General features: G+C 39.3%; 16 protein-coding genes, 1 pseudogene and 1 riboswitch. Of the genes and pseudogenes, 12 read left to right on the top strand and 5 right to left on the bottom strand.

Translation table 11 applies throughout. The features are described from left to right. Positions 1-6: 6 nt before the first annotated feature. Positions 7-843, top strand: coding sequence for a class I SAM-dependent methyltransferase (locus tag L3V46_RS07090; RefSeq protein ID WP_239045304.1), 837 nt, complete (start codon positions 7-9; stop codon positions 841-843). A 506-nt stretch (positions 844-1,349) separates the two neighbouring features. Here the strand turns inward: L3V46_RS07090 and L3V46_RS07095 are convergent. Next, on the bottom strand, positions 1,350-2,168 hold the full coding sequence (locus tag L3V46_RS07095) for a sulfite exporter TauE/SafE family protein (RefSeq protein ID WP_239045305.1): 819 nt from the start codon (positions 2,166-2,168) through the stop codon (positions 1,350-1,352). Between the two features lie 96 nt (positions 2,169-2,264). Here L3V46_RS07095 and L3V46_RS07100 point away from each other — a divergent pair, with 96 nt between their 5' ends. Both L3V46_RS07100 and L3V46_RS07105 read left to right on the top strand, forming a co-directional pair. After that, positions 2,265-3,044: a helix-turn-helix transcriptional regulator gene (locus L3V46_RS07100; protein ID WP_239045306.1), complete on the top strand. Its 780-nt coding sequence runs from the start codon at positions 2,265-2,267 to the stop codon at positions 3,042-3,044. Between the two features lie 212 nt (positions 3,045-3,256). Then, positions 3,257-5,359: pseudogene (locus L3V46_RS07105) on the top strand (TonB-dependent siderophore receptor). A 636-nt stretch (positions 5,360-5,995) separates the two neighbouring features. On the opposite strand, the gene L3V46_RS07110 reads toward L3V46_RS07105, so the two are convergent. Beyond that, the gene (locus L3V46_RS07110) at positions 5,996-6,415 is read right to left on the bottom strand and encodes a type II toxin-antitoxin system HicB family antitoxin (RefSeq protein WP_096734630.1); all 420 of its coding nucleotides are present in this window, start codon (positions 6,413-6,415) and stop codon (positions 5,996-5,998) included. Positions 6,416-6,479: 64 nt separating this feature from the next. Then, positions 6,480-6,647: a type II toxin-antitoxin system HicA family toxin gene (locus L3V46_RS07115; protein WP_016539635.1), complete on the bottom strand. Its 168-nt coding sequence runs from the start codon at positions 6,645-6,647 to the stop codon at positions 6,480-6,482. Positions 6,648-6,840: 193 nt separating this feature from the next. Between L3V46_RS07115 and L3V46_RS07120 the strand changes: the two genes are divergently transcribed. Next, positions 6,841-8,229, top strand: a complete 1,389-nt coding sequence (locus L3V46_RS07120; RefSeq protein WP_239045307.1) for a methylenetetrahydrofolate reductase C-terminal domain-containing protein — start codon at positions 6,841-6,843, stop codon at positions 8,227-8,229. Positions 8,230-8,251: 22 nt separating this feature from the next. Here the strand turns inward: L3V46_RS07120 and L3V46_RS07125 are convergent, their stop codons facing one another. Next, positions 8,252-8,914, bottom strand: a complete 663-nt coding sequence (locus tag L3V46_RS07125; RefSeq protein ID WP_239045308.1) for an epoxyqueuosine reductase QueH — start codon at positions 8,912-8,914, stop codon at positions 8,252-8,254. 319 nt (positions 8,915-9,233) lie between these two features. Here L3V46_RS07125 and L3V46_RS07130 point away from each other — a divergent pair, with 319 nt between their 5' ends. The 8 genes from L3V46_RS07130 to L3V46_RS07160 all read left to right on the top strand — a co-directional run bounded on the left by L3V46_RS07130 (position 9,234) and on the right by L3V46_RS07160 (position 19,544). Then, the gene (locus tag L3V46_RS07130) at positions 9,234-10,148 is read left to right on the top strand and encodes a LysR family transcriptional regulator (protein ID WP_004724679.1); all 915 of its coding nucleotides are present in this window, start codon (positions 9,234-9,236) and stop codon (positions 10,146-10,148) included. A 481-nt stretch (positions 10,149-10,629) separates the two neighbouring features. Then, positions 10,630-10,731: riboswitch (guanidine-I (ykkC/yxkD leader) on the top strand. A 30-nt stretch (positions 10,732-10,761) separates the two neighbouring features. Further along, the gene (locus L3V46_RS07135; protein WP_034611830.1) at positions 10,762-11,517 is read left to right on the top strand and encodes an urea amidolyase associated protein UAAP1; all 756 of its coding nucleotides are present in this window, start codon (positions 10,762-10,764) and stop codon (positions 11,515-11,517) included. An 11-nt stretch (positions 11,518-11,528) separates the two neighbouring features. Next, the gene (locus L3V46_RS07140; RefSeq protein ID WP_239045309.1) at positions 11,529-12,197 is read left to right on the top strand and encodes an urea amidolyase associated protein UAAP2; all 669 of its coding nucleotides are present in this window, start codon (positions 11,529-11,531) and stop codon (positions 12,195-12,197) included. A 2-nt stretch (positions 12,198-12,199) separates the two neighbouring features. Continuing rightward, entirely contained in the window at positions 12,200-15,805 is a 3,606-nt protein-coding gene (gene uca / locus L3V46_RS07145) for an urea carboxylase (protein WP_239045310.1), read from the top strand. A 331-nt stretch (positions 15,806-16,136) separates the two neighbouring features. After that, a complete protein-coding gene (locus L3V46_RS22830) occupies positions 16,137-16,262 on the top strand; it encodes a hypothetical protein (protein ID WP_004822754.1) in 126 nt (41 codons plus the stop codon). 4 nt (positions 16,263-16,266) lie between these two features. Further along, positions 16,267-16,701, top strand: a complete 435-nt coding sequence (locus tag L3V46_RS07150) for a hypothetical protein (protein WP_004822751.1) — start codon at positions 16,267-16,269, stop codon at positions 16,699-16,701. A gap of 12 nt (positions 16,702-16,713) precedes the next feature. After that, positions 16,714-18,525 (top strand): allophanate hydrolase, encoded by a 1,812-nt coding sequence (gene atzF / locus L3V46_RS07155; RefSeq protein WP_035371026.1) that lies wholly within the window; start codon positions 16,714-16,716, stop codon positions 18,523-18,525. After that, complete coding sequence (locus L3V46_RS07160; protein ID WP_004822748.1) at positions 18,522-19,544, top strand: ABC transporter substrate-binding protein; 1,023 nt, start codon at positions 18,522-18,524, stop codon at positions 19,542-19,544. The genes atzF and L3V46_RS07160 overlap by 4 nt, the downstream gene beginning before the upstream one ends. 250 nt (positions 19,545-19,794) lie before the next feature. Here the strand turns inward: L3V46_RS07160 and L3V46_RS07165 are convergent, their stop codons facing one another. Continuing rightward, positions 19,795-20,130, bottom strand: a complete 336-nt coding sequence (locus tag L3V46_RS07165) for a multidrug efflux SMR transporter (RefSeq protein ID WP_239045311.1) — start codon at positions 20,128-20,130, stop codon at positions 19,795-19,797. Positions 20,131-20,142 lie beyond the last annotated feature (12 nt).

Genomic DNA, 20,142 nt, shown 5'->3' on the forward strand with positions numbered 1-20,142 from the left:
TGCGTAATGAAAAAAATATCGCTTAACTTGCAAGATGAGATTGCAGACACGCTACTGATTACCTTATATGCCAAATCCGTTGAAACGCAGAAAAAAAATCCCTTAATCAATGATCAAACAGCCTGTGAGTTGGTGGAAAAAATTGATTATGATTTTTCAAAATATAAAAACAAGAAGGCCACGTCTGTTGGTGTTGCATTGCGTTCAACACATTTTGATCAGAAGGTTAAAGACTTTATTCAACTTCATCATTATCTTAATCATCAGCCGATTATTGTATTTGTAGGCTGTGGTTTAGATAGCCGTATACAACGTATCGGTAACAGTGTTGAACATGCTGAGTTTTATCAATTGGATATTGCTGAAGTGATTGAACAACGTCAGCAACTGATACCCGCGCATAAAAATGAACACTTTATTGCAAGTTCAATGTTATCAACTACGTGGATGGATCAATTAAAAGAAACGCATCCCAATGGTCATTTTATGTTTGTGATTGAAGGGGTATTGATGTACTTCAATCAAGCACAAAATCAACAGGTGTTAACCGCTTTAGCCGAGCGGTTTTCAGGTGCTGAAATTCATTTTGACATGCTTAATGCTTGGATGAGCACAAAGTCTGCTTTACACGACACTGTGAGTAAAACCAAAGCAACATTTAAGTTTGGTATGGATGATGAAAAAGACATTGAAACATGGCATCCGAAGCTTAAACATGTGCGGACTTATTTGTTTAATCAATTTAAAGGTTGGCATCGAATGGGGTTGATGCTCACGACACTAATGTCAATTGTGCCAAAACTCAAAACTTCTTCACGGATAGTCATATTTAAAATTAGCTAGCGTTTTTTTTAAATGTTACTCGATTAAGCCATAGATCAAATTTAAAAGTATCAGCGTTCTATAAAAATGGATTTGTATGATTATAAAGCTTGCAATGCCTCACTTTACATTTAAAGTTTAAATAGATTTGTGTAGGCAATGCCTCACTTTTCGTAGGGGATGCTAAACCTTGCGCTGCAAACAAAGCAGTGCTTTGTTTTTGCTCATGTTGAGCGAGGGCTCTTGCGCTGCAAACAAAGCAGTGCTTTATTTTTGCTCATATACCTCCGCTCAACGACGACATCCATGTCGCCACACGATAGAACCACCATGTATGATTAAACAATACAAACAAAACCGCAGATTAATTTATATGTATTAGAGGTTGATTAACTGTTCATTTCTAGGCAACGCAAGCTCTGTTCATTTGAATCATTTTTCTTGGCTGTGCGTCTTTTAAATCGTCCACTAGCTCCAAAACACTTGGGCGCAAGACATAAGCCTCAAGTCTGTAGGCCACAGTCTTCCTATTGAAATAAAATACTGATTAAAACCAGCGTGAGTAACAGGATATAACCTCGCTCATGCATTTGATTAGATAATTTTCCGGTCCATTGTATTGCCAGTTTCATGCCGAAAAAGCCGCCTATAATCAACGCAATCAAAGCAGGGTAGTAAAAATAACCAATAAAATGCATACCTAAATGTTGTGGTTGAATGATTTGCCCAATGATCAAGGTGATACAACCTGCAATCGCAACTGGCATACTCAAAGGATTGGCAAGGGCAACGGCTGAAGACATATCCAAACCACAGCGCCGGAACAGGGGGACAGTCATTACACTGCCTCCGACACCCAATGCTGATGCAATTCCGCCGATAAAGATTCCGCCTAGACCTTGTTCTGTTTTGGTGAGTAATCTTACGGCTTGAGGATTTGAGTGGGGCTGTTTGAATTGACGAAGCAGACAATCAAAAATTGTAATACACAAATAGATTGCAAAAGCCCATTTTAACAGGTGTGATGAAATATTTAGGGCGAGTAGAGTGCCTAAAATTGCACCAGCAGCAATCCAATATGCGATTGGGAAGATGTATTGTTTGTGTATTTTTCGCTGTTTATATTGCTGATAAGTTGCCAATCCAGAGTTGATCACCATCAACAATAATGAGGTGGCAACTGCACTTTTAAAAGCTAAATCATAGGCGGTAGAATGAATTGGATATTGCATACGAATTGTCGAATAAACCAAAGGAACAACAACAAAGCCACCGGCAAAACCAAATAATATGGTGAGTATGCCACTGACAAATCCTGCAACCAATAAAATAAGATAGAGTTCCATACACAGAGATCTTTGAAAATAAATACCAGTTTAAGGATTTCTCGATCGATAAAATTTGTTATATTCCGCATTTAATTACTCAAATCAGACACGGATATGAAACAAATTTCGATTCATAGTGTTGAGCATTTAAAACATAAAATGATTGCGATAGAAACGCAGTACGCTGAGTATTATGTGTTGAAGATGCACAGCCATAAACGAGCACAATTACTCTATGCAGCTCAGGGTGTGATGCATGTAGAAACACCACAAGGAAACTGGATCATTCCTCCTGAAAGGGCGGTTTGGATTCCACCGCAAGTCCCGCATCAACTGACTTTTTTTAATGTTAAAACCTGTAGTTTGTATATCCTTCCTGAAGATGTCCCTAGGCAGATTGAATGTTGCGAAGTGCTGTCAATTTCACCTTTGCTTCGACAATTACTTTTAAAAGCACCAGCGTTAAATGAACCGCTTTCAAGACATGATGAGCTGATTCAAGAATTGATTTTAACTGAGCTGGCTATTTCCGAAAAAATTGAACTGCATTTACCTTTGCCGGAAAATAAAGCCATTTTAGAAATTTGCCAAAAGTTCTTAAAGCAGCCCAATATTCATTTATCACCCGAAGAAATTTCGACACAACTTTATATCAGCGAGCGGCATTTTAGTCGGCTGTTTAAAAGTGAAGTTGGGATGTCTTTTTCAAAATGGCGACAACATGCTTGTGTATTGTTAAGTCTGGAAAAATTAATTCAAAACCAGCCGATACAGCACATTGCTTATGATTTTGGCTTTAAAAATCCTGCTGCATTCACCACCATGTTTCATCGCGTTTTGGGTTTAAGCCCGACTCAATATATGAGTCATCTGCAAAATAAAACATCCAAATAAAATACATTATTGTTTTTGACCAATCGTTATAAAAAATAAGCCTAACTTATCAGTGATGTGATTGATACAGTCGAATTATTAGAAAAAGCATGTTTTATTTAAAGGGTTATTCCTTTCATACATAGGTCACCAAAAGGAAAGCGTAAAAAAATAGTGATAAATATAAATGAAAATGATTATAATTAAGCTTCAAGTTTTTAGGTCATTGTTTAATGCAGTTTAATAAATCCTCCCTCGCATTTTCAGTTTTTGCCATCATGCTCTCCACCGCTCATGCTGAGTCAGAATCAGAGATAACGCAAAATGCTGTAAGCAATAAATTGCCAACGATTATCGTACAAGCAGACAGTGATAAAAAAGCCTATGCAGCAAAAACAGCAAGCGCGGTATTGCGATCTAAAGCGCCTTTATTTGAAACAGCTCAGTCGATTAGTGCGATCACCAATCAGCAAATTGAACAAAAGCAAGCAAAAACAGTAGCAGAAGCTTTAGAAGGTGTGGCAGGCGTGACCTCTGGTCAATATGGACGAAGAGGCTGGGATGACTTTATTATTCGCGGACAAATATCCAGTTCACAAACTTATATTGATGGGTTGCGTATCCAAGCATCAGATAATGTTTTAAGAGCGGAAGATATTTCTGGCTTAGAGTCTATTGAAGTGGTCAAAGGCCCAACCTCAGTTGGTTTTGGTTTGGCGCTGCCAGGCGGTTTAGTCAATTTAACCACCAAACGACCGCAAGCAGAAACCGCTTACAAAGGCACATTAAGTTATGGAAGCTATGGTTTAAAAGAAGGTACATTTGACCTAAATTATGCCCCTGATAATCGTGCAAAAGGCGCTTTTCGTATAGTAGGACGGATCTCTGATCAAGATGACCCGACTGACCATGTTTATTTTAAAAATCAATATATTGCTCCATCTTACAATTTTGATTTAGGCGATAAAGATGATTTATCCGTCATTGCCAGCTATCAACACCGTGAATACATCCGTCAACAGGGCATTCCTTATAGCAAAGGCGATTATAAAAAATACCCTTCAAGCCTCTTCTTTGGTGAACCTGATCATGGTTATGATGTCGATGTTTATCGTCTTGGTGCAAATTATGCGCACTACTTTGATAATGCTTGGGTGTTTAAACAAAACTTTGCGGTTACCAAAACTGATACCCAAGGCAATCCGATATTGGCATCAGGTAATAGTCCTCTACCAGACATTAAACGTTCTGTAAATAATCAAGATAAGCAAGATACCAACTATACTTTGGACAGCAACCTGCAACGTAATTTTGATTTTGGAAAGATCAACTATGATGTGATGGTGGGTGTCGATATGATGCGAGAGCGTAGTGATTACTATCGTAGAAACGATACTATCAACTCTTTTAATGCTAACCATCCAGTCTATGGAATCACCAGTACCAAACTGGGCGCGCCAACACAGCAATTGACCTATAGCCAATTTACGGGTCTCTATCTACGCAATACAATTAAAGTAGATGATCACTGGATTATTGGATTGTCTGGTCGACACGATTGGACTCAGGTTGAAATTGACGATGTATTAAAAAATAGCAACAGCAAAAACTCTGATAATGCATTTACGGGTAGTGGATCGGTGATGTACCGTATCAATGATATGTTTGCACCATATATCAGTTATTCAACCTCATTTATGCCTGTAACAGATGCTGGTGAAAATGGTCAATTGCTGAATCCTGAAGAGGGTAAACAGGCCGAAGTCGGGGTCAAGTTACAAGCACTGGATCAGCGTCTACAAGGTTATATTGCCTATTATGATCTGACCCGTAAAAATGTGACTGAAACAGATATCTCTCAGAAATTCTCAATCCAAACAGGTGAATAAGTCACCAAAGGTTTTGAAGCAGAAATCGCAGCGGCATTAACTGATCAATGGAATGCAACAGCAACCTATAGCTATATCCCAACAGCGAAAGTCACTGAAAGTGTGATTGCCAGTGATATTGGTAAACGGACCAATCATGTACCTAAAAATGCCAGTTCATTATCCACCCAGTACTATTTTAGCCCAGATAAATTAGGCTGGAATATTGGCGCAGGGATTCGTTATCAAGGTTCTCGAACAGCGCAACGTAATACAGATTTTGTCTACTTACCAAGTTATGCCTTATTTGATGTAAATGCGGGTTATGAAGCCAAGAATTGGGGCGCAGGTTTAACAATTAAAAACTTATTTGATAGAGAGTATCTGGCAGGGACCACACCAAATGCACAATTGGTCAATTGGGGAGATCCTATGATGGTTCGTCTGAATGTGAAATTTAAATATTAACAGCAGCTTAGTTTAGATATAGTTTTCACTATTTGAATTGAATAGTAAGACATAAGTTTTATGGGTATTGGAAACAATACCCATTTTTTCAGTATAAAAAAGTTAAAATTAAAATATTTTTATTTATTAATATATTAGATATAGTGAAACCACCTCATTATTCACACAATTAATTTGCATCAAGTCATTAATCATAAATGAAGCTTATATTTTGTATGAACGTTTAGAAACTATTGGTTATCAATTCGTTTTTTTACTTTTGAATCATCGATGGTGCTCCTACCGTGGGGCGACAGGGATGTCGCCGTTGGGCGGGGGTATATGAGCAAAAATAAAGCACTGCTTTGTTTGCAGCGCAAGAGCCCTGTTAAACAGAAGATTTTTGTCACTTTTCATCTCTGAAAAGTGAGGCGTCGCCTACGCAAAGAGATTTAAACTTTGAACATAAAGTGTGGCATTGCAAGCCTTTTTATAATCAATTAATTTATTTCTCCATACAATTGATTTAATTGAAGATATTGATTAAAGGGAATTACATTAATGTGTCTGAGTTTTTTGACACGTTCACTATAGTAAGTGAATAACCATACATATTGTGGTACAAAAAACCCGCCATTTGTTGGCGGGTTTCTTTTTTTAGATTATAAGCTGGGGTTGTTTGCCTAAGGCTTTTAATGCATCAACAACAGTATCAATTTTTGTTGAGTGATGTAGATCTACAATACGAGTAATCTCTTGTTTAGGTTTATGGAGCAATTTAGCGAGTTCTACTTGAGTTACTTTTTTCTCAAGCATTAAGTTTAAAAGTAAAACTTTAGACGTAATACTTATTGGAACTTCAATAAATACTTCACCTTCTTCAAGGTTTTTACTTGGTAAAGGAATAGACCTTTGATCTTCAAAATAAAAGTCCATAGCGGTTATAAGTGCATCTTGAGCCATCTCTTTGGCTTCATCTAAAGTATCACCTTGGGTAATAGCTTCGGGAATATCTCTAAACTCTACAACATAACCGCCATCTTCTAGATCTGGTTTAAGTTTAGCTGGATAAAACATGTATTAAATCTCCGAAATAATGTGAATAACAATTTCATCTTAAGAAAGGTTTGAGGGCGAACCCTCAAATTCCTAGTTGCTTTCTTATTGCTTTTACCAGTCCTGTTTTTAACTCAGTATGGCGAGGTATAGTGCTTTGTTTCTCATTTAAATAAACCTTGGTGTGTTTACTACCTTCTACAAATGTTGCGCCCAAACCTTTTAACTCTTTGATGAAATCACTTCTCTTCACACTTAGCTCATTTTATTGAACATAAGCACATGGTAAACAAAAATGATGACCAAGTAAACAAAAATGTTTACTTGACGGAGCTAAGCATTTTTATCAAGATTATTTTGAAAGCATTTTATGATTACAGCAATTCGTTTTAAAACATTCTATAATTCAGGCCTATTTATTTTGCTGTATTTATCTAAATTTTTTTATGTCTCAGCTTTCCCAATACTTTGCTCAAAACCAATTTTGTTGTTTGGTGGAATATTTGCCTTCGATGCAAGAGCTATTGCCCGTAGCAACACAACTGGCGGGCTTTCCTGTATGTATGACTTTGTCAGATCGAGTACGTTCAGATGATGATATTGCGCCCATAATCGCTGCACAATCTTATCCGCAACAAATTGACAAAGTATTGCACTATGCAGGTAAAGGTCGAGATATACATGATTTCAATCTGTTTTTAACGCAAGCCAAACAACACGGACAGCAAAATTTATTGTTACTGACTGGCGATAGGTTAAAACAACATCATGATGGGCAAGGTAGTCATGCTCGAACACGCTATTTGGAATCGGTGAATGCGGTCATCGCTGCCAAACAACAAGGTGGTTTTCATATTGGCGTTGCCTTGAACCCGTTTAAATATAGTCAAGCAGAAAAACAAGCGCAGTATTTAAAACTGCATAAAAAACTACAAGCAGGCGCTGATTATATTATTACCCAGTTGGGCTTTGACCTCGTTGCACTCAAACAAGCGCATGAGTTTTTAATTGAAGAAAACTATACACAAAAAATTCTTGCTTGTGTGATGCCGCTGACTTTAGCACGAGCGAAATTTATGCTGAAACATAATGTTGCAGGTATTGTGATTACACCACATATGCTTGAAGTGTTGGCTCAAGAACATGGTTCTGATCAAACTGAAAATACTTATTTACGTTGTGCTTTACAAATATTGATTTGTCAGCATATTGGTTATGCAGGCGTGCATCTTTCTGCGTGCCATAAAGCCGATGAGCAAGCGATTTTAACGGGTTATATTGAACAGTATCGACATCTTGATCTTAAACAATGTCAACAATTATGGGATCAATTATGGCAGCTTAAAACTGGCAATGAATTACGTCCAGCTGTAGTAGAAAAGTCTAAGCTGAGTAATTTGCATCAGAAAGTGAAATATCAATTTTTAGATACCATTCACAGTACCATGTTTAATTCCAGTTTGGTCAAAGGGCTGGGTGCTTATATTTTTAGTGCGGGTTTTTGGAATAAAGCCCTTGCAGCAAAACTGCTGTTACAAGCGGAATATTTGAGTAAACATTTTATTGTCGGGTGTGAGAGTTGTGGTCAGTGTAGGCTGGCTGAAACCTTATATATTTGCCCTGAAACTTGCCCCAAAGGTCTGGCAAATGGGCCATGCGGTGGCACACATTTAGACCGTTGTGAGTTTGGGGATCGAGAGTGTATACACTCTGTCAAAGCTCGATTGGCTGAAGAGGTCGATCAAATTCAGGTATTAAAAAAGCAGCTGATTCCAACTGTACCAATAGAAGTCCGTGGAACCAGCTCTTGGAAAAACTGGTATGTGAAGCAGTGATAAGGGGAGGTGTCTGGATAAATTAATTTTCCTCGTCCATCACATTGGTATAAAACTTTTCACCTAATTTGATCCGGTCACGACCATTTTTCATACGCCAGCGATTGGTATCTCGCAGTGAATAAACACAGCCACAGTATTCTTGTTGGTAAAATTCTTCACGTTTGCTGATTTCGATCATACGATGTGCACCGCCGCTTTTGCGCCAGTTATAATCCCAATATTCAATTTGTGGATAATGTGCGGCAGCTCGAATTCCACAGCCGTTAATTTGTTGCATATCTTTCCAACGCGATATGCCCAATGAACTGCTGATTAAACTAAATCCATGTTCGTGTGCGTAGAGTGCGGTTCTCTCAAAACGCATATCAAAACACATGGTACAGCGGATGCCTTTTTCAGGCTCATTTTCCATACCTTTGGCACGTTCAAACCAATTGTCTGTATCGTAGTCACAGTCAATAAATGGAATATTATGCTTCTCAGCAAAACGAATATTTTCTTCTTTGCGAATTAAATATTCTTTGACTGGATGAATATTTGGATTATAGAAAAAAATTGAAAAGTCGATGTCTGATTCAATTAAGGTTTCCATGACTTCACCTGAGCACGGCGCGCAACATGAATGCAGCAACAATTTGTCGTGGCCTTGGGGGAGTGTGAGCTTTTGGCGTTCCAGAGTCATGCTAAACAATATAAAAAATGAATAATCTTCTATTGTAAAAGTTTTAAAGTCTTGTGGTGTTTGAATTCACTGAAATGTTTTCAGTCTATGCTGAAAGTTTTTAAGGATGATATTTTAAATCGCCAGATTTCGTTCATTCAAAAATGGAGTGATTTAATTGTATGGATGAGTAGAAGTATCCTCAATGTTTTGCTTATTATTTAAAAATGAATAAAAATAACAAATTTGAAATTTAAGTGAAAATAATTAAACATAAACACCATCAATCCGTTATGCTATAGCCAGATCACCTTTAACATATTAATTTGGTAATGACGGAATGTTAGAACTTCGACATCTAAAAACACTTACTGCTTTACGTGAACATGGTTCATTAGTTGCAGCAGCAGGAGATTTGTGTTTAACACCTTCTGCTTTATCACACCAGCTTCGAGAGTTAGATCAATGGTTTGGTGTCGAAGTGGTGAATCGTCGCTCACGTCCAGTGAGTTTTTCTAATGTTGGTCAACGATTACTGAAACTTGCTGATGATATTTTGCCACAAGTGCAAATTGCCCAGTCTGATATTACCCGTATTGTGCATGGGCAAACGGGACGAATTGTATTCTCTTCCGAATGCCACAGTTGTTTTGATTGGCTTATGCCATTGCTAAACCAGTATCGTCAACAATACCCAGATGTAGATTTAGATTTTGCCTCAGGATTTGAAGCCAATCCGCATGAGTTATTACAAACTGGTGAGTTTGATTTATTAATTACAGCAGATCCAATTGCGCTAAAAGGGGTAGAGTATTTTCCAATTTTTGAATATGAATCGCGATTGGTGCTCTCAATCACGCATCCTTTAGCACGAATGAAAGAAATTACGGTGCAAGAGTTGGCGGAAGAAACCTTGGTGACCTATCCAGTGGATAAGCATCGACTGGATATTATGTCGAGATTATTTATTCCTGCCAATATTCAGCCAAAACATATTCGCACCACAGACTTAACCCAAATGTTGATTCAACTTGTGGCAAGTGGTCATGGTATCGCAGCACTGCCTGATTGGGTGGTCAATGAATATGAGCAAAAGGGCTGGGTGGTTTCTCGTCGTTTAGATTGTGTCGCGCCTGAAGGTTTACGTCGAACCTTATATGCAGGTTATCGTGTAGAAGAAAAAGAAAAAGATTATTTTGATGGCTTTCTCAAGCAATTGGATAAATTCTCGAAAAAAAGAGCAACGTACTACTAAAATGTATTATTAATGAGTCATCGTGTAGCACCTACTTGCTGAGTACCATGAAGCACTTTAACACGCGCTGACTCAGGCTGGTTTTGGCCTGAATGAGCGCGTGTTTTTTATCGGGTGTTTTCGCTATATCCCTGAATTATCTTCTTAAGCAGAATATGAGCAAAAACAAAGCTTGGCTTTGTTTGCAGCGCAAGGTTTGGCATGTCCTACGCCAACCTATCGACGAGCCTAAATATTTTTGCGCCGTGTTGTTTCTATGACAGGTTTCTTTTAGAAAAGGAGTTTATTAGAGATGGCTTTCAATTAGAGATCGTTTTATTTAGAACGGATTTTTGTTTGGCACATCGCCATTTTTTAGCTCATTAATAACTCATTTTTGTTTTCTATGTTCTGAAATGCACTCTTATCGCACAAAATTAGTATTACTAAAGCCTAAAAACGTAATACTCAATTGGCACATCCTTTGCATCAAATAAAATTATAAAAAGTGATCTAGGGTTCCGATACTTGTCTAAAAAAGTATGTCTGGACCGAGAGTTCGCGGTTCGAAAGAACTACACGGAGGGATAAAAGCCCGGGAGGAAGTCAATAAACTATCCGAACAGGAGTGGCTATGCATACGACAAATTATCATGATCAACAGGTCATTTGGTCTGAAAAGTTACCCGGTGGACATCACTGGTCAGGTCGCATTCCCAAAGGAAGCGTACTACGATTTAAAGCTTTATCTGCCGATGCCAATGTCTCTTTATTTTGTGTGAATGCCCATGACAGGCTTGAACGTTTTAATATGCCAGATAGTTTAAAAGGGCAACATACTGCTTTTTTAACTCAAGGTCATGTGTTGTATTCCGATTTGGGGCGGGTTATGGCCTCAATTATTCATGATGATCATGGCTGGAATGACGCTTTGTGTGGTCCAAGTCGTCCAGAACAAATCCAAGCTACTTTTGGAATAAAGACATTCCAAGATGCCCGAAATCAAATGATTCAAAATGGCCTAGATGGCTTGCTGATTGAAATGAGCAAATATTCACTTGGGCAAATCGACCTCAGCGCAACAGTGAATTTATTTTCAAAAGTGACCCCAGATGATGCGGGTGCATTGTCTTATATTGGCTCAGACAATACTGGGCAAATCATTGAACTGCGTTTTGAAATGGATTGTTTTGTATTCTTATCGGCTGCACCGCATGGCTTAGATCATTCAGCGCAATATGCTCCCGCTGATATAGAAATGGGTCTTTTTACTGCATTGCCCTTAACAGAAAACGATATTTGTCGAGATTCATGTCCGCAAAATCAACGTGCATTTGACAATAACCAGCGTTATTACGCGCTGAGTTCATCTCACAACACACGCATTTAAGGACAATCAGCATGAGCATTTTAACTTCAATCGAAAAACCTATTTTAGATCAAGCCTTGTTAAATGAAGTTTGTCCTGCGGGTGAAGCATGGATGGGCGAAGTAAAAAAAGGCCAATATTTCCGTATTGTTGATTTAGAAGGCAATCAAGCCGTCGATACCTTATTTATTTCAGCAGAAAACCCAGCAGAACGTTATAGCGCAACAGATACTCTGGCCATTAATCAGCATGTTTACCTTGAAAAAGGGACAACCTTATACAGTAATTTAGGCCGTGCAATTGCGGTGATTGTCGATGATAACTGCGGTCGTCATGACACCTTAGGCGGTGCCTGTTCATGTGAAAGTAATACGGTTCGCTATGCGCATGACACTTATCCAATGCACAGTTGCCGTAATAATTTTATGTATGCATTAGCCAAGCATCCGATTGCACAAAAACATCAGTTAAACGTTCGGCACATTGGTCCTAATATTAATTTCTTTATGAATGTGCCTGTCAGCTCGGACGGCCATTTAACCTTTGCTGATGGTATTTCTGCTGCTGGAAAATATGTGGAAATTCAAGCTGAGATGGATTTAATCGTACTGATTTCAAATTGCCCACAATTAAATAACCCATGTAATGGCTATAACCCAACGAAAATTCAATTGCTGATACACACTGGTATGGGAGCATAAATATGTTTAAAAAAGTTCTTATTGCCAATCGTGGTGCAATCGCTTGTCGTGTGATTCGTACACTTAAAAAACTTGGCATCGCTTCCGTTGCTGTTTATTCAGAAGCTGATCAGGATTCTTTACATGTGACTTTAGCCGACGAGGCATTTTGTATTGGTGCTGCACCAGCACAACAAAGTTATTTAAATATTGAAAAAATTCTACAAATTGCCAAGCAAACTGGCGCTGAAGCAATCCATCCGGGTTATGGTTTTTTGTCTGAAAACGCAGAGTTTTGTGACCTATGTGAAAATCAGGGTATTGCCTTTATTGGGCCAACTTCAAGCCAAATGCTGGATTTTGGTCTAAAACATACGGCGCGTGAACTGGCGATTAAAAGCCAAGTGCCACTGCTGCCGGGGAGTTCTTTGCTTTCTGGTGAATCAGAAGCAGTCACCGAAGCAGCACGTATTGGCTATCCTGTGATGTTAAAAAGTACTGCGGGTGGTGGTGGTATCGGTATGCGTTTGGTTTGGGATGAAGCTGAACTCAAAGACGCTTATCAAACCGTTTCGTATTTGGCCCAAGCCAACTTTAAAGATGCAGGTTTGTACTTAGAAAAATTTGTGCAGCATGCTCGACATATTGAAGTGCAAATTTTTGGTGATGGAAAAGGGCAGGTGTTGGCTTTAGGAGAACGCGACTGTTCTGTACAACGTCGTAATCAAAAAGTCATAGAAGAAACACCCGCACCGCATTTAACCGACGAGCAACGTGACTATATTCAAACTGTCGCGATTCAACTCATGCAATCTGTGAATTATCGTTCAGCAGGTACGGTTGAGTTTGTGATGGATACTGAAACCGAGCAGTTCTATTTCTTAGAGGTGAATACCCGTCTGCAAGTTGAGCATGGTGTGACGGAACAAGTCTATGCTGTAGATCTGGTTGAATGGATGGTGACTTTGGCCAGTGGCGATTGGACAGCACCCACTGAAAAATTAGCGTCAAAAGGACATTCGATTCAAGTTCGTTTATATGCGGAAGATCCGATTAAACAATTTCAACCCAGCGCAGGCTTACTGACCTATGTGCAATTTGATCAGAATGCACGGGTCGAAACATGGGTCGAAACCGGTTCAAATGTATCTTCATATTATGATCCTATGCTTGCCAAAATCATTGTGACGGCGTCAGATCGAGGTGCGGCGATTCAAGCCATGCAATCTAGTCTGGCAGATACACAGATTGCAGGAATTGAAACCAATCTGGAATACCTACAAAATATTATTGCGGGTGAGGTGTTTAATTCAGGGACACAAACCACACGCTTCTTAAATAGCTTTGTATGGAAAACCCAAAAAATTGAGGTTTTACAATCCGGTATTCAAACCGCAATTCAGGATATTACTGGTCGTTTAGGGTATTGGGATGTGGGTGTCCCACCATCCGGTGCAATTGATCCTTTAAGTTTAAATGTTGCCAACCAACTTTTAGGCAATCCATATAATACTTCTGGATTGGAATGTACTTTACAAGGGCCAAGTTTAAAGTTTCATTGTGATAGTCAGATTGTGATTACTGGCGGCGACATGCCATCTAAACTGGATGGCGTACTGGTTCCAATGTGGCAAACTGTGAATGTTAAAAAAGGTCAGGTGTTAAAGTGTGGAACAATGAGCACTGGATGCCGAAGCTATATTGGGATCAAAGGTGGTTTCCATGTTCCCGAATATTTAGGATCAAAAGCAACCTTTACTCTGGGGCAGTTTGGTGGGCATGCAGGGCGTAATTTATTAATTGGGGATATGCTTGCGATTACTGAATATTCATCTGCTCAAAGCAAAAGTTTAGCCGCAGATCAAATCCCTAAATTTGCGCGTCATTGGGAAATTGCAGTGATGTATGGTCCGCATGGCGCACCAGATTTCTTTACCAAAAACGATATTGATAGATTCTTTAGTAACCAGTTTGAGATTCATTATAATTCCAGTCGTACCGGTATTCGTTTAATTGGCCCAAAACCAGAATGGGCACGTGAAGATGGCGGTGAAGCAGGTTTACATCCATCAAATATCCATGACAATGCTTATGCAATTGGTGCGATTGATTTTACAGGCGACATGCCGATCATCTTAGGGCCTGATGGTCCAAGCTTAGGTGGTTTTGTTTGTCCAGCAGTGGTGATTCATTCTGAACTTTGGAAAATTGGTCAACTTAAAGCAGGCGATAAAGTTAAATTTATTCCTGTCAGTTATGCGCAAGCAAAAGCCTTGGATCAAACATATCATCAAAGTCTTATTGCTTCTGACACAGATGCGGTGAATTTTAATCCTATTTTCCACGCGGAAAATGACACATTAGAAAATGCTGTTTTAGCTACACGGGTAGCACAAGCAGATTTACCGAGTGTGACTTATCGACCTGCGGGGAATAGCTATTTATTAGTTGAATATGGTGATCTGGTTTTAGACTTAAATCTACGTTTCCGTATTCATGCTTTGATGCAATGGGTAAAAGAGCAGAATATCCACGGAATTATTGATCTCACCCCGGGGATTCGTTCATTACAAATTCATTTTGATTCAATTCAAATTGATCAACTTGAGCTCTTGGAAAAACTTCAACACGCGGAAGCGGAACTGCCTGATATACACAATATGCAAGTGCCTTCACGGACCGTGTATTTGCCACTGGCATGGGAAGATTCACAAACCCAATTGGCGACTGAGCGCTATACACAAATCGTCCGTCCTGATGCACCGTGGTGCCCTGATAATATCGAGTTTATTCGTCGTATCAATGGCCTAGCATCAAAGCAAGCGGTAAAAGATGTGGTCTATAGTGCCAATTATCTAGTCATGGGATTGGGTGATGTCTATTTAGGTGCACCAGTCGCCACACCACTTGATCCGCGTCAGCGTTTGGTCACAACAAAATATAACCCTGCAAGAACTTGGACACCGGAAAATGCTGTTGGTATCGGTGGGGCATATATGTGTGTTTATGGTATGGAAGGTCCTGGGGGCTATCAATTTGTGGGACGTACCACACAAATGTGGAGTCGCTATCGTAAAAATGCCAATTTTGAAACTGGCAAGCCGTGGTTATTACGCTTCTTTGATCAGGTTAAATTTTATGAGGTTTCAGAAGCAGAATTGCTACAGATGCGCGAAGATTTTAAAGCAGGGCGTTTGCAACTGCGTATTGAAGACGGTGTGCTTAATCTGAAAGAATACAATGATTTCCTTGCTGCAAATCAAGAGAGTATTCATGCTTTTAAACAGACCCAACAAGCCAACTTTGAAGCAGAGCGCCGTCGTTGGCATGCCGCAGGTTTACAAGAATATGTATCTGAAAGTTTAGATACTGTAGAGGATGGTGAAGCGGTCAGTATTCCCGAAGGTGGTTGTGCAGTTGAATCACATATGCCAGGTTCAATTTGGAAAATCGAATGTGCTTCTGGAGATATTGTTGAAGAAGGTGCAACCCTTGCGGTGATTGAAGCGATGAAAATTGAAATTCCGATTGTTGCACCTGAACGGATGAAGGTAGAAGCCATCACCATTGAAAAAGGCCAGACGGTTAAGACTGGACAGGTGTTGTTTACCTTGGCACCTGTAGCCTGATAAAAATCAATAAAGGAGCATCAGTGATGATGCTCCTTTTCTATTTTAAACATAGATTTAATTTTTTCTATTTGCTTTACAGCCATAATCCTATCAAGTGTTATAAGTTATAAAGACTTAGCCGATTAAAATTAAAATAGCAAAGGCTTTACTGTTAAACCTATATAACGCTTCGCGCTATGCTTGTGCATTTAATTTGTTTTTGCCCAAAAATCATCCATAAATACACGCTAAAACCAGCAAAAACTTGGTTAAAAACTGGCACATTTTCTGCATTGCTATATCAGTAATACAAAAACCGAATTTGGTAATACTGAGATGGAGTTGTGCTATGAATCAGGTCAAAACAACAGTTAAAAAAACACATCCGCTTAAAGCATTTTTTGTTGATTTATTCAGTGTACGCGCAGGCCTGTATATCAAACAAAATACTTCAGTCAACAAGCTAAAAGGATAATTTTGTGGCTAAACAAAAGTTGGCTCGAATCAGCATTACTGTACCTGAAGCAACGCTAAATGCACTCGATCAGAAAATTGTTGATCAGCACTACGAAAGTCGCTCTCAAGCGATTGTTGACATGATCAATAAACACCTGATTGCGGAACAGGCGCAAGCAAATGAAGTCATGGTCGGCACTTTGACCATCCTTTATGATGCAGGACAAATGCCACTTCGAAATCAACTGATTGATTTACAACAACAGTTTTTAACACAAGTGATCAGTTCACTGCATATTCAACTTGATCAACAAAAAATCTTACAAGTCATGCTGATGCAAGGGGCAAGTTCTGAGCTTCGGCATATAAGCCAACAATTTACAGCACTCAAGGGTGTGATCAAAGGGCATCTGGAGCTGATGGATGCTGTGATGCCACCAATTCTGCAAAATGATTAAATCGGGAGTAGAGTGATGCAAGACTTATGGACGATCCAAGACTGGCAAAAGGCATATACCAGTCAGCAAATCAAGATTGAGGGTTTAATCGATTATGTTAAAACCATTTACAATGACGATCATGCTTGGATTGAAATCGCATCTGCCACGCAAATTCAGGCACAAATCGAAGCGTTAAAACAGCAAGATATAGCTGATTTACCTTTATACGGTGTGCCATTTGCTGTTAAAGACAATATTGATGTCGCAGGGTTCCATACCACCGCTGCGTGTAAAGACGTTGAATATTTAGCAGCCACAGATGCTGTGGTGATTGCCAAGTTAAAAAAAGCTGGTGCTGTGGTGATTGGAAAAACCAACCTTGACCAGTTTGCAACGGGATTGGTTGGGGTACGTTCACCTTATGGCGCGGTCAAAAATAGTTTTAATCCAGAATATATCAGCGGTGGTTCAAGCTCTGGTTCATCGGTTGCGGTTGCAAATGGTATGGTGCCATTTAGCTTAGGGACCGATACAGCCGGTTCGGGTCGCGTGCCAGCAGGGCATAACAATATTGTTGGTCTTAAACCGACCAAAGGCTGGTTTTCAACCACAGGCTTAATGCCTGCTTGTAGAACAATTGATGTAATTTCTATCTTTGCTTTGAGCAGTGACGATGCTTGGACGGTTGCCAGTGTTATGCAAGGCTATGATGAAACAGATGAATATTCACGTACTCACCCCGCCAATGTTCCGACTCAGTTTTCTAAAGGGAAAATTGCCATACCCGCACAGCTTGAGTTTTATGGTGATAGCGAAACTGAAAAAGCTTTCGCAATCGCGGTAGAAAGAATTCAATCACTCGGCTATGAAGTTAAAAGTATTGATTTTACGGATTTTAATGCACTTGCCAAAGCACTCTATAACGAGGCTTGGGTTGCTGAACGAACAGTAGCGGTCGAAAAAGTGGTAACACGCGAACAAGCACATCCTGTTATCGCTGAAATCATTGCCCAAGCAGATAGCTTTAGCGCCACCGATGCACTTCAAGCTGAATATAAACGCGCTGTATTGGCTCGAAAAATTAATTTGGCTTTACAAGGCTATGATGCATTGATGGTACCGACCTCACCCACGATTTATCGTATTGCTGATGTTGAAGCTGACCCCATTATAAAGAACTCACACATGGGGGCTTATACCAACTTTGTCAATTTTGCCGATTTAGCTGCAATAGCATTGCCCAATACAATTCGCGCAGATGGTTTACCCAGTGGAGTGACTTTTATCGCGCCTGCTTGGCACGATCAAGCTTTGGCAAATTTTGCCCAAAAATGGCAAGCACTGACAGCGCTTGCATTGGGGAAATCTCAGCAGCATTATCAAAAAACGCTTGAGATTACTTCAAAAAATTCAGTCAAGTTAGCGGTTGTGGGCGCACATTTAACAGCGATGCCACTTAATTTTCAGCTCACTACACGTCAAGGGACTTTATTAAAGAAAGCCTATACCGCTAAAAATTACAAATTATTTGCTTTAAAAAATACCAGTCCAGCAAAACCCGGTCTGCAATCTGATGCAACAGGAACGTCTATTGAAGTTGAGGTTTGGGATATTCCATTGGCAAATTTTGGGGCAATCGTTGCAGAGGTTCCTGCGCCGTTGGGAATCGGTAATGTACAACTTGAAGATGGTAGTTGGGTTAAAGGTTTTATCTGCGAGGGCTATGCAATCAATGACGCTATAGATATCAGTCATTTTGGGGGGTGGCGTGCATATATACAGTCGCTAAATCAAAGCAATACACAATTTAAAGGCGAAAAAACAGGGGGCGTTTCTGTATGATCCATAAATCTTTATTATCAGTATCACTATTGTCTGCGATGTTGTTCGCTGGTTGTGACAACACAGCAAAAATTCCAGAAGCGAAAGAAGCTACTCAAGCTTCAGCAAATGCGAAAGCAATCACCATCGGTTATAGTGATTGGCCCGGTTTTGTGGCATGGCAGGTTGCGATTGAAAAAGGCTGGTTAAAAGAAGCTGGTCTCAATGTTGAGTTTAAATGGTTTGATTATTCAGCATCACTCTCAGCCTTTTCAGCCAATCAATTAGATGCGGTATTTGTCACCAATGGCGATAACTTGGTGACGGCGTCAGGTGGTACCCAAGGCATGATGATTATGGCGACGGACTATTCTGCGGGCAATGATGTGATTATTGCCAAAGATGGGATCAATAGTATTCAGGATTTAAAAGGTAAATCTGTTGGTGTTGAAAAAGGTCTGGTCGATCACTTGCTCCTTGCAACAGCAATGTCAGATCAAAAAATTCCAATCAATGAAATCAAATTGGTCAATTCTGCGACCAATCAATTACCGCAAGTCCTATCCAGCCCCGATGTTTCAGCGATTGCAGTATGGCAACCTGTAGCCAGTCAGGCATTGAAAGCGGTTGCAGGATCAAAAATCATTTATACATCGAAGGATAAACCCGGTTTAATTTATGACACCTTGACCGTAAATATGAGTCATTTAACTGCACATAAAGATGAATGGAAAAAGATCCTTCAAGTGTGGGACAAGACGGTGAAATACATCAATGATCCTGCGACACATGCAGATGCTGTAAAAATTATGGCAATTCGTTCTGGGGTTGATCCAAAACAATACGAAACGATGGTGAATGGTACCCATTTACTTGATTTAGAAGCCAATCAAAAAGTCTTTAGTAAAGGCAATGGCTTTGATTCGATCTATGGCTCGTCGTATCACGTCAATAAATTCAACGTGGAAAATGGGATTTATAAAACTGAACAAAATGTCGATGGTTTGATTTATCCAACATTGTTACAAGAGCTGAAATAATGTTTTTTAAAAGAGTCGAATAATTTGAAAAATAGCCTAAGCATGTCTTGGGCTATTTTTTTAGCTGCAAAAGTTTTATTTAGAGCATAGAGATTAATCGCAAACTTTAAACAGATTTGAATGCTAGAGCCGCATTAGAAACTAAACAAATTTTAAAATTTTCACTACTGTAGATTTGATAAAAAATCAGCAAGTTAAGTTTAAATTGAATAACAAGGGTATCCCTTCAATCACATTAAAATATAAATATCTATTGATTATATTTCTGTGCTTTTTGAAAAAGATGAATAATTAAAATTCCAATAATCATAAATATCAAACCGATGATTGCAGCTAAATCTAAGTGTTGTTTGTAGTAAAAGAAGCCGACTAAAGAGACTAAAATAATACCTGCACCCGACCAAAGCGCATAAGTAATACCAACAGGAATCGTTTTCATGGTCAGTGATAAAAAATAAATGGCAACCGCATATCCGATCACGGTGATGATCGATGCAGACAACTGACTAAAACCATCTGAGGCTTTCATGGCAGAAGTCGCGATGACTTCTGCCACAATGGCAATGATTAAATATAAAAAAGACATTGCTTGAAAATA

Source organism: Acinetobacter sp. AG3 (genome assembly GCF_022343575.1).
GTDB lineage: Bacteria > Pseudomonadota > Gammaproteobacteria > Pseudomonadales > Moraxellaceae > Acinetobacter > Acinetobacter guillouiae.

What these genes read in the sequence shown, in the direction of transcription:
- L3V46_RS07135 (WP_034611830.1), top strand. Translation starts at nt 10,762, where the DNA reads ATGCATACGACAAATTATCATGATCAACAGGTCATTTGGTCTGAAAAG.
- L3V46_RS22830 (WP_004822754.1), top strand. Translation starts at nt 16,137, where the DNA reads ATGAATCAGGTCAAAACAACAGTTAAAAAAACACATCCGCTTAAAGCA.
- L3V46_RS07090 (WP_239045304.1), top strand. Translation starts at nt 7, where the DNA reads ATGAAAAAAATATCGCTTAACTTGCAAGATGAGATTGCAGACACGCTA.
- L3V46_RS07165 (WP_239045311.1), bottom strand. Translation starts at nt 20,130, where the DNA reads ATGTCTTTTTTATATTTAATCATTGCCATTGTGGCAGAAGTCATCGCG.
- L3V46_RS07160 (WP_004822748.1), top strand. Translation starts at nt 18,522, where the DNA reads ATGATCCATAAATCTTTATTATCAGTATCACTATTGTCTGCGATGTTG.
- L3V46_RS07120 (WP_239045307.1), top strand. Translation starts at nt 6,841, where the DNA reads ATGTCTCAGCTTTCCCAATACTTTGCTCAAAACCAATTTTGTTGTTTG.
- L3V46_RS07110 (WP_096734630.1), bottom strand. Translation starts at nt 6,415, where the DNA reads ATGTTTTATCCAGCTAAACTTAAACCAGATCTAGAAGATGGCGGTTAT.
- L3V46_RS07100 (WP_239045306.1), top strand. Translation starts at nt 2,265, where the DNA reads ATGAAACAAATTTCGATTCATAGTGTTGAGCATTTAAAACATAAAATG.
- L3V46_RS07125 (WP_239045308.1), bottom strand. Translation starts at nt 8,914, where the DNA reads ATGACTCTGGAACGCCAAAAGCTCACACTCCCCCAAGGCCACGACAAA.
- uca (WP_239045310.1), top strand. Translation starts at nt 12,200, where the DNA reads ATGTTTAAAAAAGTTCTTATTGCCAATCGTGGTGCAATCGCTTGTCGT.
- L3V46_RS07140 (WP_239045309.1), top strand. Translation starts at nt 11,529, where the DNA reads ATGAGCATTTTAACTTCAATCGAAAAACCTATTTTAGATCAAGCCTTG.
- L3V46_RS07095 (WP_239045305.1), bottom strand. Translation starts at nt 2,168, where the DNA reads ATGGAACTCTATCTTATTTTATTGGTTGCAGGATTTGTCAGTGGCATA.
- L3V46_RS07130 (WP_004724679.1), top strand. Translation starts at nt 9,234, where the DNA reads ATGTTAGAACTTCGACATCTAAAAACACTTACTGCTTTACGTGAACAT.